A 15,799-nucleotide genomic window follows, 5' to 3' on the forward strand; every position below is an offset into this window, starting at 1 on the left:
GAGAAGTGCATGAACGCCCCCGAACGCCGCCTGCTGCCGAACGCAGCAGACAAGGCCAGCCTCAAGGCAATCGCAACAACACTCGTAAAAGCTTGTCCCAGCCTGTTGGATGCGGCCCGCCAGGTCGCACTACAACTGCTTATCGATAAAGGACTTTCGGGCATCGATCCGGACCTTATCTATTTCCACAGATTCAAGGCGGCGCAGAGCAGCAATCTGACGTTTACCAGCTGGGAACACCTGCTGGAGCAACCTTATGAATCGTTGACCCTCACACAACTGGTAATCCATCGCTTTCGCGCGACCGATCAGGACAATGCAGATCTGCTGAGTCTGTACTGCGGCTTTTACACGGCCGGGCCGCAGGCCGAAAATTTCAATCAGAGCAATGAAGTGCGCCTGCTGGGTAGCGATGTTCTGAATGCATTCTGGAACATCGATTTCAGCACGCGTTACACCCATCAACTGACCACTTTCTGGCAGTCCTCGTCGAACGATTTCCGGACGCTGGCCAAGTGCAACTTCCTCAGCCTGGCAGTACAGGCGCTGCAAAAAGGTCAACTTGACGGCACTGATTTTCAGCGCGTAATCGACTCGGTGATAGGACCCGTTACCTGGCCCGTCACCCTTCAAATGCTACAAGCCACGCACCCGGTGAGTGGTGATGTGCGCGTGTTGGATCTCGATGGTCATGTCGCCATCCATGTACTGCGTCTGGTTGAGGACAATGGCCGGCAAACCCTCTTCTTACCCGGCGAAGCCCAACCCTTTCGGTTGATGGAAGATGATGCGGATCTGCACTGGTGGATACTTGAACAGATGAACACCGAGGATAAACGCAAGATTTTCATGAACCGCTTCCCGCTGACTGATCGCAATCAGATGAGCGAGAAACTGAATGATCTGATGACCCGCCTGGTGAGCAGCTGGGGACACAGTGATCACCGGATGATCAACCACAGCAACGTCACGATCAGCGGTGACGCGTTCACCTGGTTAAGCGATTCGACTCGTAGCGCCATGTTCGCCGAAGCCAGTCTGACGTTGACCTCCAACAGTGATCTGCGCAAAAAACTCTGGATGGGTTACTTGAGCGCAGGTCTCAAAGTATTCGGCCCGATGGCGACCGTAGGCTGGCCGCTGGCATTGCCGGTGATTGGCGCCGGGATCGCCAATATGGGGCTGAACATCGATCTGGCAATCAACGGCAGGACGGCCGCCGAGCGCAAGACCGGCACCCTTGGCGCAGTGCTCAATGGCATTGAAGCGGTGTTCAATGTGCCGTTCCTGATTGGCACCGGCGCGCATCTGGAAGTAGGACCGCAGGTCGAGTTTGCCGAAGCGCAAGAAATGGCCGGGCTGATCGAGTTCACCTCGGCGAACGAGCCCTTTCTGCCACCGCTGGATCAGGCGCAGGCGGTGATCGCTGACGAAGCGGCTGATGAGATGGCAAACGAAATCCCCGTCGTGGCAACACCCACCGCGCCTGTGCCACAAAACCCGGCTGCGCCGAAGGTGCCTGTCCGGTATCAGTGCAACGAGTTGCTTGCTCGCTATGACGCAGAGACCGAGCCTGGGAAGTTTCGAGGCATCTACCGCCTGGATGGTGTGCCCTCCTATGCCATCGACCTCGATGGCAGCGCTTACTACGTGCGCTACTTCGACGCCTCCGAGAGCAGTGGCAACTGGGCCATCGTCGACCCAGAACACCCCAACCAATTCATGTATTCATTGCCGGTTCGCTTCAATGCCGCCGGCAAGTGGGAGCGCATGCCTGCGCTGCGCCTCAGGGGGGGTGGTCAGTGCATTGGCAAGGGATGCACGCCGGAGACTCAACAGACCTCGTTTACCTCTACATCAACGTCATCGCCGGATCTGCCACTGGTCGAACCGGTGCCACCGACTGCCCGCCCACTGCGTCTGGTTACCACCCTCGCCGATACTGGAAGCCTGGACAAGGTCAGGCTGAGAAAGTGGGCGATGAACCTCCCTGATGATTCCGCTGATGTGGTGAGCAGGGCCAGACATCCATCTTTCAATGATCAGGTTGAGCTGCATTTCAGCCAAAAACGCACACAACTGCTGAACCAGGCCAAAGAGTATTACTCCGAGCTGGACTGGGCCAACCTGCCTGCACGTCCGGCACTGCCCGCCGTCAGTCACTCGATGTCGACCGATGAACTCATTGATCGCCTCTTTGAAAAAACGGTTGGCTTGGCAGTGGGAGAAACCCTCGATCGCATCACCAGCATGCGTTTCATGATCGAAAACATGCCCGCGCTTGCACGACACGCCACGACGCTCTACGTGGGTGATTTGCTGAATGATTTTGCCCAGGTTGATCTGAACAGTTTCTACACCAGCGCAGAGATGTCCGAGGATCTGCGGATTTACCTGACCAGCGTTGGAACCGACCCAAACGAGACGTACAACATCCTGGAACTGGTCAAGACCGCCCAGGCCAATGGCGTCCGCGTTCAAGGCCTTGCTTGCGCGGCGAGTTACAAAATGAGTGTGCCGCTTACGTCGATTGAAGAGCAAATGATGCGCGCTCATCTGATATCCCGGATCATGTGGGGCGACGCACTCCTCAATCGACCGGGCAAATGGGTTGCCCTGATCGATGCACAGAACACCAATAATTTCAGAGGCCTGCCAGGGATCAGCGAACTGAAAGGCGGCATTGGCTTACGAATTGAAGAAGCCTTGGCCTCGGAAAATCCAGGCGTGAGCATCGACCCGGGACTCAGAGTAGATCGTGGTCCCTTTGACAACGGTGCGTCTACCCGCGACTCGTTCGACTACCTCTACGCTGACTTGCGTCTGCAAATCGACGCGCCCCCGGTGACATGGAATGAGCAAACGCTAGGCCGCCTGTTGCATCACAACGGCATGTATATGTTTGAAAAAACGCAAAACGGTTACACGCTGATACGGCGTAACAGCACAGGCAGCATTGTTCGAACACCGGTGAACCGAACGCTGGACGGCCAGGTTTACATATGGCTCCAGTCCATGCCGCGAATCACCGGGATATTGTTTCCGGATATCGCAGCGTTATCCCAGCGCCTGATAGAAATAGGCCTGAAACTTCAAAGTCGCCTACCCGCCTGAAACGAAAAACCCCTGGCCTGGGCCAGGGGTTTTCAGTCAATCAATGCAGGCATCGACGTGCAGCGGGATCACTCCCACTCAATCGTCGCCGGCGGCTTGCTCGACACGTCGTAGGTGACGCGGGAGATGCCTTCGATTTCATTGATGATGCGGCCGGAAACGGTTTCCAGCAGTTCGTAAGGCAGGTGTGCCCAACGCGCGGTCATGAAGTCGATGGTTTCCACCGCACGCAGGGCCACGACCCAGGCGTAACGACGGCCATCGCCTACAACGCCAACCGATTTCACTGGCTGGAACACCACGAACGCCTGGCTGACTTTGTGGTACCAGTCGGCTTTACGCAGTTCTTCGATGAAGATGTGGTCGGCGCGACGCAGCAGGTCGGCGTATTCCTTCTTCACTTCACCGAGGATACGTACACCCAGGCCCGGGCCCGGGAACGGGTGACGGTAGACCATGTCGTACGGCAGGCCCAGTTCCAGGCCCAGACGACGGACTTCGTCCTTGAACAGTTCGCGCAGTGGCTCGACCAGTTTCAGGTTCATCTCTTCCGGCAGGCCGCCCACGTTGTGGTGCGACTTGATCACGTGCGCCTTGCCGCTTTTCGCGCCAGCCGACTCGATCACGTCCGGGTAGATGGTGCCCTGAGCGAGATACTTGATGTTGTCCAGTTTGTTCGACTGGGCATCAAATACGTCGATGAAGGTGCGACCGATGATCTTGCGCTTCTTCTCTGGGTCGGCTTCGCCGGCCAGATTGTTCAGGAACTGCTCTTCAGCGTTGGCGCGGATCACTTTGACGCCCATGTTCTCGGCGAACATGGCCATCACTTGCTCGCCTTCGTGCAGACGCAGCAGGCCGTTGTCGACGAAGACGCAGGTCAGCTGATCGCCGATGGCTTTGTGCAGCAACGCCGCAACCACCGAGGAGTCAACGCCGCCGGACAGACCCAGCAGCACGTTGTCGGTGCCGACTTGTGCGCGGATGTTGGCGATGGCGTCTTCAGCGATCTTCGACGGGGTCCACAGGGCTTCACAGCCGCAGATGTCGAGAACGAAGCGCGACAGGATGCGACCGCCCTGCTTGGTGTGGGTCACTTCCGGGTGGAACTGCACGCCGTAGTAAGCGCGATCGTCGTTGAACATGCCGGCGATCGGGCAGCTCGGGGTGCTGGCCAGGATGTGGAAGTCTTCCGGCATCTTGGTGACCTTGTCACCGTGGCTCATCCACACGTCGAGGCCGAACAGGCCATCGGCGTCGATGTGGTCTTCGATGCCATCGAGCAGACGGCTCTTGCCGACCACGTCAACGCGGGCGTAACCGAACTCACGCAGTTCGGAACCTTCAACCTTGCCGCCCAGTTGCTCGGCCATGGTCTGCATGCCGTAGCAGATACCGAAAACCGGCACGCCCAGGTCAAACACGGCCTGCGGGCAGCGCGGGCTGTTAGCTTCGTGTACGGACTCGGGGCCGCCGGCGAGGATGACGCCTTTAGGAGCGAATTCGCGGATCGCATCTTCGTCCATGTCGAACGGGTGCAGTTCGCAGTACACACCGATCTCGCGCACGCGGCGGGCGATCAGTTGGGTGTACTGGGAACCGAAGTCGAGGATCAGGATGCGGTGAGCGTGAATATCGAGGGCCATGATTCAGTCTCGTCTAAGTCATTCAGAAACAGTCGTGATTCAGAAACAACTCGGGGCTGAATAAAACAGCCCCGGTTGCTTAGCTTGTTGCTTGAAGGCTCAACCTACGCGGTAGTTTGGCGCTTCTTTGGTGATCTGCACGTCGTGAACGTGGGATTCGGCCATGCCGGCGCCGGTGATCCGCACGAACTCAGGCTTGGTGCGCATTTCTTCGATATTGGCGCTACCGGTGTAGCCCATCGAGGAACGCAGACCGCCCATCAACTGGTGAATGATCGCGCTCAAGGTACCTTTGTAAGGCACGCGGCCTTCGATGCCTTCCGGAACGAGTTTCTCGGCGCCTGCCGAGGAGTCCTGGAAGTAACGGTCGGAAGAACCTTGAGCCTGGGACATGGCGCCCAGCGAACCCATACCGCGATAAGCCTTGTACGAACGGCCCTGGAACAGTTCGATTTCACCCGGTGCTTCTTCAGTACCGGCGAACATCGAGCCCATCATCACGCAGGAAGCACCGGCTACGATGGCCTTGGACAGGTCACCGGAGAAACGGATGCCGCCGTCGGCGATCAACGGTACGCCGGTGCCTTCAAGGGCAGCAGCAACGTTGGCGATGGCACTGATTTGCGGGACGCCGACACCGGCGACGATACGGGTGGTGCAGATCGAGCCAGGGCCGATACCGACCTTGACCGCATCGGCGCCAGCTTCGGCCAGGGCCTTGGCGGCTGCGCCGGTGGCGATGTTGCCGCCGATCACCTGCACTTCAGGGAAATTCTGTTTGACCCAGCGAACGCGGTCGATCACGCCTTTGGAGTGACCGTGAGCGGTGTCGACCACCACCACGTCCACACCGGCATTGACCAGCGCGGCTACGCGGTCACCGGTATCTTTACCGGTACCGACAGCGGCGCCAACGCGCAGACGACCTTGATCGTCCTTGCTGGCCAGCGGGTAGGCTTTGGCTTTTTCGATGTCTTTGACGGTCATCATGCCTTTGAGGGCAAACTTGTCGTCGACGATCAGAACTTTTTCCAGACGGTGCTTGTGCAGCAGCTCGCGGACTTCGTTCTTGTCGGCGCCTTCGCGTACGGTGACCAGACGCTCTTTAGGCGTCATCACTTCACGGACGGTGGCATCCAGACGGGTTTCGAAACGCACGTCACGGGAAGTGACGATGCCGACCAGGTCGCCATCGTGCAATACCGGAACGCCGGAAATGTTGTGCATGCGGGTCAATTCGAACAGATCACGAACCGTGGCATCTGCCTCGATGGTAATCGGATCCTTGACGACGCCGGCTTCGAACTTCTTGACCTTGCGAACTTCGGCAGCTTGCTGCTCGATGGTCATGTTCTTGTGGATAATGCCGATGCCACCTTCCTGAGCCATGGCAATTGCCAGACGGGCTTCAGTAACGGTGTCCATTGCAGCAGAAACCAGAGGAATGTTCAGTTCGATGCCACGGGTAAGGCGGGTCTTGAGACTGACTTCGTTAGGAAGCACCTCGGAATAACCGGGCACTAGGAGAATGTCGTCGAATGTCAGAGCTTCTTGGCTGATACGCAGCATCGCGGGGGCTCCCGAGCGGGAAAATGGAAGCGCGCCATTATAGTCAGACACCCCCCGCTGTTCAACGTAAAACTCTGCTTAATATCAATGTTGCTGATGTACGGGAATCGCCGCTTCTACAGCTCCACCTTGACCCAAGAGACAGGTTGATCCAGCCAATCGGCGAATTCGTCGATAAAGCTCTGCTTGAACCCGGCTTCCAGCCAGTTGTTGAAGATGAACCCCAGGTTGGAGAACGCGCATTCCTGCAAATACAGAAAGCCGTTGATGTCGTCTTCATGCCCGCATTCCGGGCAAGTGAAGTTATCGGTGCGCCCTGGCATCCATTCTTCCAGGCTTTCGAACAGCGCTTCACCAACTTCGCGGCGGCACTCGGCGCAACCGGCCTCTTCCAGAAATCCCTTGGCCGGGGTGTAGATGCAACGCTTGGTGACGATCTCCAAGCCATTGATCGGCTCGCCGAACGGCAGCGCTTCGGGGTGCAGCACCACGGCGCGGGCGCCGTCAGCAATGGCGTGGGCCATACGGTTGCCAGTGCGGCCGCAGGTGGTCAATTCTTCCTCGATGATGTTCTTACGCACCAGCCAGCGCACGATCGCCCGGGCCCGGGGTTCGTGGACCGGCAGGGTGGAGATTTTCGGGACGATGATGCTTTGCGAATTCATGGTGCAAGCCTGCTGCAAGTACTGAAGATTTTCCATTGTGGGAGCTAGCCTGCTGGCTCCCACAGGGAATTGCGGCCGGCAGCTTAATCCCTGACGAAATCCGGTCAAGTACTCAAATAGCGCCCGATCAAGGCAATGCCGCTCGCCAGCACCAACCACGTCACCAGCCGCACAAACGCTTCGCGGGACAACCGCATGGTCAAGCGCCGCCCGATCCACAACCCCAGCGCCATGGCCGGCAACAGACACAGCGCCATCATTAACAAGGGTAGTTCGGCATAAACACCGGCGATGGCGAACAGGCTCAAGCGCACCACCGTGCTGCAACTGATCAGCGCACTTTGCGTGGCCCGGGCTGCGTCTTTCGGCAAACGGCTGTTCAGATAGATCGCATATAAAAAACCGCCACTGCCAAACAACGCCCCGAACAACCCGCCCACCGTACCCATTGGCACCGCCCATGCGGCCGACAATTGTGCGGGCCGTGTTTTCACCCACAGGCTATAAACCGCGTAGGCACTGATAAACAGCCCCATCAGCAGCAGCAACAGGTCGGATTTGAGGCTCAGCAGGAAAATCACCCCTAACGTGCAACCCACCACCATGCACGGCAGCAGCCGCAACAACTCGGGTTTGGCCACATCTCGTCGCGACGGCAGCAGATTGCCGAACGCGGCAACGAAATCCAGCAGCACCAGCAAAGGCACGATTTTCGACAACGGCATGAACAGAATCAGGATCGGCCCGGCGACCAACGCGGTGCCGAATCCGGCAATGCCAAATACGATATAGGCCAAGGCGATGCCAAGCCCGATGACCGCCCAATCCCCGGCACTCCACGCCCACTGATCCAGCAAACCCCAGACACTCATAGCCACACTTCCTTAATAAGCCTGTGATGACTTTAGCCAGCGCCAAGGGTTGCGACTAATATCTTCAAAGTCGCCAACCCATCTCGAAAAGGCATACCTGGTGCTTTCAACCCGTCAACTGCGTTACTTCGTCGAAATCGCCGAATGCGGCAGCTTCAGTGCGGCGGCCGAACGCCTGTTCATCGCGCAATCAGCATTGAGTCGCCAGATCAAAGACATGGAAACCCGTCTGCAAACCCCACTCTTCGAACGCACCGCGCGACAGCCACGGCTCACTGCCGCGGGTGAGGCGTTTTTGCCCCGAGCACGCAATCTGCTGAACGAACTGAACAAGGCCAGCACCATGGCCACCGAGATCGGTAACGGCCAACGGGGCACCCTGCGCTTGAGCCATTCCAGCACAGTGCCGATCAGTGGACGCCTGCTGGCGGCGATCAGCGTCTATATAGAGCAGCAGGCCGGTGTGTCGCTGGACATCGGCAAACTCTCCTCCGAGGCGCAACTCGAAGAACTGGCCGAAGGTCGCCTCGATATCGGCCTGCTGCGCTTGCCGGTATTACGTCAGCGCGAGGGCATTCAGGTGGTTTCGCTGTTCACTGAACGCTTGCTGCTGGCGGTTCCGGCGGGCCACCGGTTGGCTGATGCGAAAATCGTCGACCTGGCGCAATTAAAAGACGAACCGTTCATTTCCATTCCACATCCACAGCGCGGCGGGCTGAGCTATTTATGTGCCGAGCTATGCATGCGTCAGGGGTTTTTCCCGCAACCGGCGCGGGTGATGTCGCGCAAGACCACGCAATTACAATTGATCCAGGGCGGATTCGGTATCGCGCTGCTGCCCGAGTCGATGCAGGACATCGCCCCCTCCGGCGTAAGATTTCTAGCGCTGGCCGATCCAGATTGCCAAAGCACTGTGGCCCTCGCCTATCGGCAAAATCCGACACCACTGGTACAACACTTCCTCCAGACATTCACCGACGAATGCCTTTAAACTGCGCCCCATGATTAAAGATCCCTTTGCAAGACTTGGCCTGGACCGTGAAGTCCTGACCGTCAGCCAGCTCAACGGCCGCGCGCGGGTGTTGCTGGAAGACGTGTTCAGCAACATCTGGGTCGAAGGCGAAATCTCCAACCTCGCCCGCCCGGCATCCGGCCACATCTATTTCACGCTCAAGGACAGCGGCGCGCAGGTGCGTTGCGCCTTGTTCCGTCAGAACGCTGCACGCGTGCGCCAGGCGCTGAAAGACGGCTTGGCCGTGAAGGTTCGCGGCAAGGTCTCGCTGTTCGAAGGCCGTGGTGACTATCAGCTCATTCTCGACACCGTGGAACCGGCCGGTGACGGCGCGCTGCGTCTGGCCTTCGATGCGTTGAAGGAAAAGCTCAGCGCCGAAGGCTTGTTCAGCGCCGAACGCAAAGTGCCGCTGCCGGCGCATCCGCAACGCATCGGCATCATCAGTTCGCCGACTGGCGCGGTGATCCGCGACATCATCAGCGTGTTCCGCCGCCGTGCGCCGCAGGTTCAATTGACGTTGATTCCGACTGCCGTGCAAGGCCGCGAAGCCACTGCGCAGATCGTCCGCGCCTTGAAAATGGCCGATGCACGCGGGTTTGACGCTCTTATCCTCGCCCGTGGCGGCGGCTCGCTGGAAGACCTCTGGTGCTTCAACGAAGAAGCCGTGGCCCGCGCAGTTGATGCTTGTGTGACACCGATTGTCAGCGCCGTCGGCCATGAAACCGACGTGTCGATCAGTGACTTCGTCGCCGACGTCCGCGCGCCAACGCCATCCGCCGCCGCAGAACTGCTCGCCCCTGATTCCAGCCACCTGATCCGTCAGGTCGAGAGCCTGCATCGCCGGTTGGTGATGCGCATGCGTGACCGTTTGATGCGCGACCGTCTTCGCCTGGAAGGCATGGCCCGGCGCCTGCGCCATCCCGGCGAGCGTCTGCGCCAGCAGGCTCAGCGTCTGGATGACCTCGACATGCGTATGCGCCGGGCGTTCGAGCGTCATCTCAATACGCGACGCGAACGCCTGATTCGCCTGGAAACCCGCCTCGCCGGGCAGCACCCGGGACGGCAACTGGCGATGTTGCGCCAGCGCCTCGACAGCCTCGCCGAACGTTTGCCGCGAGCAATGCGTGAAGGCCTGAAAAACCGTCGTTTGCTATTGCACAGTCAGATGCAGACGCTGCATGTAGTGAGCCCGCTGGCGACCCTTGGCCGTGGTTACAGCATTCTGCTGGATGAGCGCGGCAACGCGATTCGCAACGCCGCGCAGACCCACACCGGCCAGCGCCTGAAAGCCAAACTCGGCGAAGGCGAACTGCAAGTGCGCGTCGAGGACAATCATCTGACGCCCGTCACCCTCTCTTTACTGGACTGATCCATGCCGCGTTTTCTGGCTCCACTGTTTTTGCTCTGCCTGACCTTCAACGCCCACGCCGACAGTTACATCACCCGGCTGCTGAACAAACCGGTGCCGGGCGGCGTGGCGGTGGTTGATCTGGGCGCTGCCGCTCAGGCGCCGAAAGCCACCTATCAGGGCAAACCTGTGCTGGTGGTAAAGGAACAGAACAACTGGCTGGCGATTGTCGGTGTGCCACTGACTGTCAAACCGGGGTCGCAGCAGGTCAGCAGTGGCGGGCGTAACCTGCCGTTCACCGTGGGTACCAAGAAATACCCGGAACAACGCATCACCCTGAAGAACACCCAGCAGGTCAATCCGAACCCGGCCAACCTCAAACGCATCGAAGGCGAACTGGCCGAGCAGATCAGGGCTTACCGCAGCTTCAGCCCGAACACGCCGAGCAACCTGTTGCTGGACAAACCGGTCAACGGGCCACTGTCGAGCAAGTTCGGTGTGCGCCGCTTCTTCAACGGCGAAGAGCGCAATCCGCACGCAGGCCTGGACTTCGCGGTGCCGGCGGGCACGCCGATCAAGACCCCGGCAGGAGGCAAGGTGATTCTGACTGGCAACTATTTTTTCAACGGCAACACCGTGTTTGTCGACCATGGTCAGGGCTTTATCAGCATGTTCTGCCATATGTCGAAAATTGACGTGAAGGTTGGCGATCAATTGGCGCGCGGAGCTGTAGTCGGCAAAGTCGGATCTACGGGGCGGGCGACCGGGCCGCACATGCACTGGAATATCAGCCTGAATGATGCGCGGGTGGATCCGGCGATTTTCATTGGTGCGTTCCAGCCCTGAATTATGTATTGAGGCCATTGGCCGCTTCGCTGGCAAGTCGAATGCGGTCGATCCACTCCGAAAATACTGCTGAAACCCGACCAACATCAATTGCGCCCCGATCTAACCTCACGCAAACATCAATAAGAACCGCCGACTTACACGCAATAAAATTCTGCAAAACCCAGTATTTCGAGTATTCCTCTCAATTTTTTTCGACTGCTTGCCATCCTCTCCCCTCGCGGTTAGGGTTGAAGGCATGAAAACCTCTCACACCCTTATTCAGCTTCGCCAGCACCGCAGCCTGTGCCTCGTCAGCGCACGACTGCCAGGCTGAATCGCTGCGCCTCGTCCTACGCTTTTCCAAGAACATTCGTTCCACCGGCAGGCCGCCTCTTTTCGGCCCAGACAATAAGGAATTTCCCGATGAGCATGCTCAAAGATCCGTCTTCCAAGTACCGCGCGTTCCCCGTCATCAACCTGCCGGATCGCACCTGGCCGTCGAAAACCATCGACGCCGCGCCGATCTGGTGCAGCTCCGACCTGCGCGACGGCAACCAGTCGCTGATCGAGCCGATGGACGCAGTGAAAAAGCTGCGCTTCTGGAAGACCCTGGTGCAGGTCGGCGTGAAGGAAATCGAAGCGTCGTTCCCGGCCGCTTCGCAAACCGACTTCGACTTCGTGCGTACCCTCATCGAAGAAGGCCACATCCCGGACGACACCACCATTCAGGTGCTGACCCAAGGCCGTGAAGACCTGATCGAGCGTACTTTCGAATCCCTGCGCGGTGCGAAGAAAGCCATCGTTCACCTGTACAACGCCACCTCGCCTTCTTTCCGTCGCATCGTCTTCAATCAGGACAAGGACGGCATCAAGGCCATCGCGGTCAACGCCGCCAAGCTGTTCGTCAAATACGCAGCCATGCAGCCGGACACCGAATGGACGTTCGAATACTCGCCGGAAACCTTCAGCGCCACTGAGCTGGAGTTCGCCAAGGAAGTCTGTGACGCGGTGATCGAGGTCTGGAACCCGACGCCTGAGCACAAGATGATCCTCAATCTGCCGGCCACCGTTGAGTGCGCAACGCCGAACATCTACGCCGACCAGATCGAATGGTTCGGCCGCAACATCAACCGTCGTGACAGCGTGATCATCAGCCTGCACACCCACAACGACCGTGGCACCGGCGTGGCCGCCACCGAGCTGGGCCTGATGGCCGGCGCCGACCGTGTCGAAGGCTGCCTGTTCGGCAACGGCGAGCGTACCGGTAACGTCGACCTCGTCACCGTGGCCCTGAACATGTACACCCAGGGCGTAGACCCTGAGTTGGACTTCTCCGATATTGACGGCGTGCGCAAAGTCGTCGAAGAGTGCAACCAGATCCAGGTTCACCCACGTCACCCGTACGTTGGCGATCTGGTCCACACCGCTTTCTCCGGCTCTCACCAGGACGCGATCCGCAAGGGCTTCTCCCAGCAGAAACCGGACACCCTGTGGGAAGTGCCGTACTTGCCGATCGACCCGGCCGACATCGGTCGCAGCTACGAAGCGGTGATCCGCGTCAACAGCCAGTCGGGTAAAGGCGGCATCGCTTACTTGCTGGAACAGGAATACGGCATCAGCCTGCCGCGTCGCATGCAGATCGAGTTCAGCCAGGTCGTGCAGCGTGAAACCGACCGCCTGGGCCTGGAAATGACCGCCAAGCAGATTCACTCGCTGTTGATCAGTGAATACCTGCAAGCCAACACCCCGTACGCGCTGGTCAGCCATCGCCTGCAAGAAGAAAACGGCAACAGCGCCGTCGAAGTGGAAGTGGCGAGCAAGGGTCAGGGCGAAACCAATCTGCACTGGCGCGGCAAAGGCAACGGTGCGCTGGAAGCACTGGTCGCCGGCCTGCCGATTCCGGTGGAAATCATGGACTACAACGAACACGCGATCGGCGCGGGCACCAACGCCAAGGCAGCGGCCTACATCGAGCTGCGTGTAAATGGTGAACGTGCAGTACACGGCGTGGGCATCGATGAAAACATCACCACCGCCAGCTTCAAGGCGCTGTTCAGCGCACTGAACCGCTCGTTGAGCCAGCCGGAAGCGAAAGCGGCTTAATCGACTGCTGAAATGCAAAAAGCCCCGGAGTGCGAACTCCCGGGCTTTTTTTTGCTTGATGGTTTTGTATCGAAGCCAATGGCCCCTTCGCAGGCAGGCTCGATCCCACAGTGATGAGGCATAGGCAAATATTGGGGATGCCAACGCTCCCTGTGGTAGCGGGCTTGCCTGCGGTGGGGCCCGGGCAGGCCATACAAATCTCAGGCGTGTGTATCAACGCTCATCATCGCCTGCAGCAAAGTGGCCTGCAGCACTTGAATGTTGCTGGCCGTCACGGCGATCTGGGTCTGGATCTCCATCACCTGCTGAACCTTTTGCTCGGCGCTAGTGTTGCTGCGCTCGGTGCTGGCCAACTGAGCCTGCTGCTCGGCCAACAACTTCTGTGCTTCAGCGATTTGCTTTTTCAGCGCCTCGATCGGGCTGCCTGCATCGCCTACCGAATTGATATTGGCTCCAGAGGCGTTAACGCGTAGTTGGTCGTCGCCAGTAGCATCGGTCGCGTTCAGCGGGTTCGTAGCTTGTTCTTGCGGGTCACGAATCGAAACTTTCGACGGTGTAACGGGATAGGGATTGACAGTGGTGGCGCTGATGCTGGTCATGGAAAATCCTCCTTGTTTGAGGTGCCTATCGGCAATCAGCGCCAAATCTGAAGAGTTTTGTATGAGGATGCATACAAACCTCACGTGAACTCGAAGGTGTCCGCGTCCAGATTCGCCGGAAAACGCTCGCGATAAGCCGCCAGTGCCGCGGCTTCCAGCACAACCTTGAATACGCCATCAGCCTCCCCCGCCGCCAGCAACGTCTCACCCTGGAAATCCAGCACCTGACTGTCTCCCGTGTACGCGAACCCCTTGCCATCGATACCGACACGATTGACCGCCGCCACGTAGCAGAGGTTTTCGATGGCCCGGGCCGGCAACAGGCGATTCCAGTGCAGACGACGCGCTCCGGGCCAGTTGGCGGTGTAGAGCAGCAGATCGGTGTCCTGCGCATCCCGGCTCCACACCGGGAAGCGCAGGTCATAGCAAATCAGCGGCCGAACCCGCCAGCCCTTGAGCTCGAACTGCACCTGGCGCTCGCCGGGGGTGTAATGGTTGTGCTCGCCGGCCATGCGGAACAGATGGCGCTTGTCGTAATGCAGCACTTCACCGTCGGGCCGCGCCCACAACAGGCGATTGCGATGGCTACCGTCGGCGGCCTGAATAATGACGCTGCCGGTGATCACCGCGTTGAGCTTCGCCGCCTGAACCCGCAGCCATTTGCTGGTCGGGCCGTTTTCGGCTTCGGCGAGGGTTTCTGATTCCATGGAAAAACCGGTGGTAAACATCTCCGGCAGGATAATCAGATCCGCTCCCTGCGCCTGCTCCAGCAACGCATCGAAATGTTCAAGATTGGCTTGGCGGTCATGCCACGCCAGACTGGTCTGGATCAGCGCCAGATTGAGATCGGGCAAGGTACTCAGATCGCGCATAGTTTTGTCGCCGCTTCGCGCAGCGTCTCCTCGCGTTTGGCAAAGCATAGACGCACCAGGCGCTGGCCTTCGGGTGGGCTCTGATAGAAGACCGACACCGGAATGCTCGCCACGCCGTGTTCGCGGGTCATCCACATGGCCATCTCGACATCGTTCAGGTCGGGACGGATCTGCGAGTAATCGACCAGTTGGAAGTAAGTACCGGTGACGCGGGTAAAGCTGAATCGCGACGGTGCCAGCAGATCGCAGAACAGATCGCGTTTGGCCTGATAGAAGCCCGGCAACTCTTCGACGTGCTCCGGGTGCTCGGCCATGTAATCAGCCAAGGCGTATTGCAGCGGCGTGACGCCGCAGAAACTCACGTACTGATGCACTTTGCGCAATTCGGCAGTCAGCGCTGGCGGCGCGACAACATAACCGGTTTTCCAGCCAGTGACGTGATAGGTCTTGCCGAACGAGCTGACCACGAAGGCGCGTTGATACAGCTCTTCGTGAGCGAGCACGCTGACATGCGGCACGCCGTCGAATACCAGGTGTTCATAGACTTCATCGCTGATCAGATAGATGTCGCGATCGCGGATCAATGCGGCGAGTTGATCCAGCTCGGCACGGCTGATCAGGGCACCGCTCGGGTTGTGCGGGGTATTTAGGACGATCATTCGCGTGCGCGGCGTGATGGCTGCGCTGAGTTGCTCGAAATCGATGGAAAAGTCGTCGCTTGCCAACTGCACATGCACGCAGCGACCGCCGGCCAGCTCCGTTGCAGGTTCATAACTGTCGTAGCACGGGTCGAAGACAATGACTTCGTCGCCGCTTTGGATAACCGCCTGAATCGCACAGAAGATCGCCTGGGTCGCGCCCGGCGTCACCGTCAGTTCGCTGTCAGCATCCACGCTCACGCCATAGCTGCGGACGATTTTTGCCGCGATCTGCTCGCGCAACGCCGGCAGACCGGTCATCGGCGAATACTGGTTGTGGCCACTGGCAATATGCCGAGCGACCGCATTGAGCAGGGACTGCGGGCCGTCGAAATCAGGAAAACCCTGGGACAGGTTGATGGATCCGGTCTGCGCCGCGAGCTGAGACATCTGCGTGAAAATAGTGATGCCGACATTCGGCAGCTTACTGGTGATCATCGGGGTTTCCCTGCTCAACACCCGGCTCTGACGAC

The 15,799-nt window shown here is 58.9% G+C and carries 12 protein-coding genes; 5 read left to right on the forward strand and 7 right to left on the reverse strand.

Features of this window, described 5'->3' with window-relative positions; all coding sequences use genetic code 11:
- The first annotated feature begins 9 nt into the window (after positions 1 to 9).
- On the forward strand, positions 10 to 3,114 hold the full coding sequence (locus PSH79_RS22235; protein WP_305439639.1) for a membrane-targeted effector domain-containing toxin: 3,105 nt from the start codon (positions 10 to 12) through the stop codon (positions 3,112 to 3,114).
- Between the two features lie 68 nt (positions 3,115 to 3,182).
- Here PSH79_RS22235 and guaA read toward each other — a convergent pair whose 3' ends face one another.
- The 4 genes from guaA to PSH79_RS22255 all read right to left on the reverse strand — a co-directional run bounded on the left by guaA (position 3,183) and on the right by PSH79_RS22255 (position 7,866).
- Positions 3,183 to 4,760: a glutamine-hydrolyzing GMP synthase gene (gene guaA, locus PSH79_RS22240; protein WP_201236931.1), complete on the reverse strand. Its 1,578-nt coding sequence runs from the start codon at positions 4,758 to 4,760 to the stop codon at positions 3,183 to 3,185.
- A 99-nt stretch (positions 4,761 to 4,859) separates the two neighbouring features.
- Positions 4,860 to 6,329: an IMP dehydrogenase gene (guaB, locus tag PSH79_RS22245; protein ID WP_305439640.1), complete on the reverse strand. Its 1,470-nt coding sequence runs from the start codon at positions 6,327 to 6,329 to the stop codon at positions 4,860 to 4,862.
- A 116-nt stretch (positions 6,330 to 6,445) separates the two neighbouring features.
- Positions 6,446 to 6,994 carry a sugar ABC transporter ATPase gene (locus tag PSH79_RS22250; protein WP_305439641.1) on the reverse strand — a complete coding sequence of 183 codons (549 nt, stop codon included), beginning with the start codon at positions 6,992 to 6,994 and terminating at the stop codon, positions 6,446 to 6,448.
- A gap of 104 nt (positions 6,995 to 7,098) precedes the next feature.
- Complete coding sequence (locus tag PSH79_RS22255) at positions 7,099 to 7,866, reverse strand: sulfite exporter TauE/SafE family protein (protein ID WP_305439643.1); 768 nt, start codon at positions 7,864 to 7,866, stop codon at positions 7,099 to 7,101.
- Between the two features lie 100 nt (positions 7,867 to 7,966).
- Between PSH79_RS22255 and PSH79_RS22260 the strand changes: the two genes are divergently transcribed.
- The 4 genes from PSH79_RS22260 (at position 7,967) to leuA (ending at position 13,157) form a co-directional block, all read left to right on the forward strand.
- Complete coding sequence (locus PSH79_RS22260) at positions 7,967 to 8,857, forward strand: LysR family transcriptional regulator (protein WP_305439645.1); 891 nt, start codon at positions 7,967 to 7,969, stop codon at positions 8,855 to 8,857.
- A 10-nt stretch (positions 8,858 to 8,867) separates the two neighbouring features.
- Positions 8,868 to 10,247, forward strand: a complete 1,380-nt coding sequence (xseA, locus tag PSH79_RS22265; protein WP_305439647.1) for an exodeoxyribonuclease VII large subunit — start codon at positions 8,868 to 8,870, stop codon at positions 10,245 to 10,247.
- 3 nt (positions 10,248 to 10,250) lie between these two features.
- On the forward strand, positions 10,251 to 11,072 hold the full coding sequence (locus tag PSH79_RS22270) for a M23 family metallopeptidase (protein ID WP_305439649.1): 822 nt from the start codon (positions 10,251 to 10,253) through the stop codon (positions 11,070 to 11,072).
- Between the two features lie 405 nt (positions 11,073 to 11,477).
- The gene (gene leuA / locus PSH79_RS22275; RefSeq protein WP_305439651.1) at positions 11,478 to 13,157 is read left to right on the forward strand and encodes a 2-isopropylmalate synthase; all 1,680 of its coding nucleotides are present in this window, start codon (positions 11,478 to 11,480) and stop codon (positions 13,155 to 13,157) included.
- Positions 13,158 to 13,357: 200 nt separating this feature from the next.
- Here the strand turns inward: leuA and PSH79_RS22280 are convergent, their stop codons facing one another.
- The 3 genes from PSH79_RS22280 to PSH79_RS22290 form a co-directional block, all read right to left on the reverse strand.
- Positions 13,358 to 13,756, reverse strand: a complete 399-nt coding sequence (locus PSH79_RS22280; protein ID WP_305439653.1) for a hypothetical protein — start codon at positions 13,754 to 13,756, stop codon at positions 13,358 to 13,360.
- 80 nt (positions 13,757 to 13,836) lie between these two features.
- Positions 13,837 to 14,628, reverse strand: a complete 792-nt coding sequence (locus PSH79_RS22285; RefSeq protein ID WP_305439654.1) for an amidohydrolase — start codon at positions 14,626 to 14,628, stop codon at positions 13,837 to 13,839.
- Complete coding sequence (locus tag PSH79_RS22290) at positions 14,616 to 15,764, reverse strand: pyridoxal phosphate-dependent aminotransferase (protein ID WP_305439655.1); 1,149 nt, start codon at positions 15,762 to 15,764, stop codon at positions 14,616 to 14,618. Before PSH79_RS22290 ends, PSH79_RS22285 begins: the two co-directional genes overlap by 13 nt.
- Between the last annotated feature and the right edge of the window lie 35 nt (positions 15,765 to 15,799).

The sequence above is a fragment of the Pseudomonas sp. FP2196 genome (genome assembly GCF_030687715.1).
Classification (GTDB): domain Bacteria; phylum Pseudomonadota; class Gammaproteobacteria; order Pseudomonadales; family Pseudomonadaceae; genus Aquipseudomonas.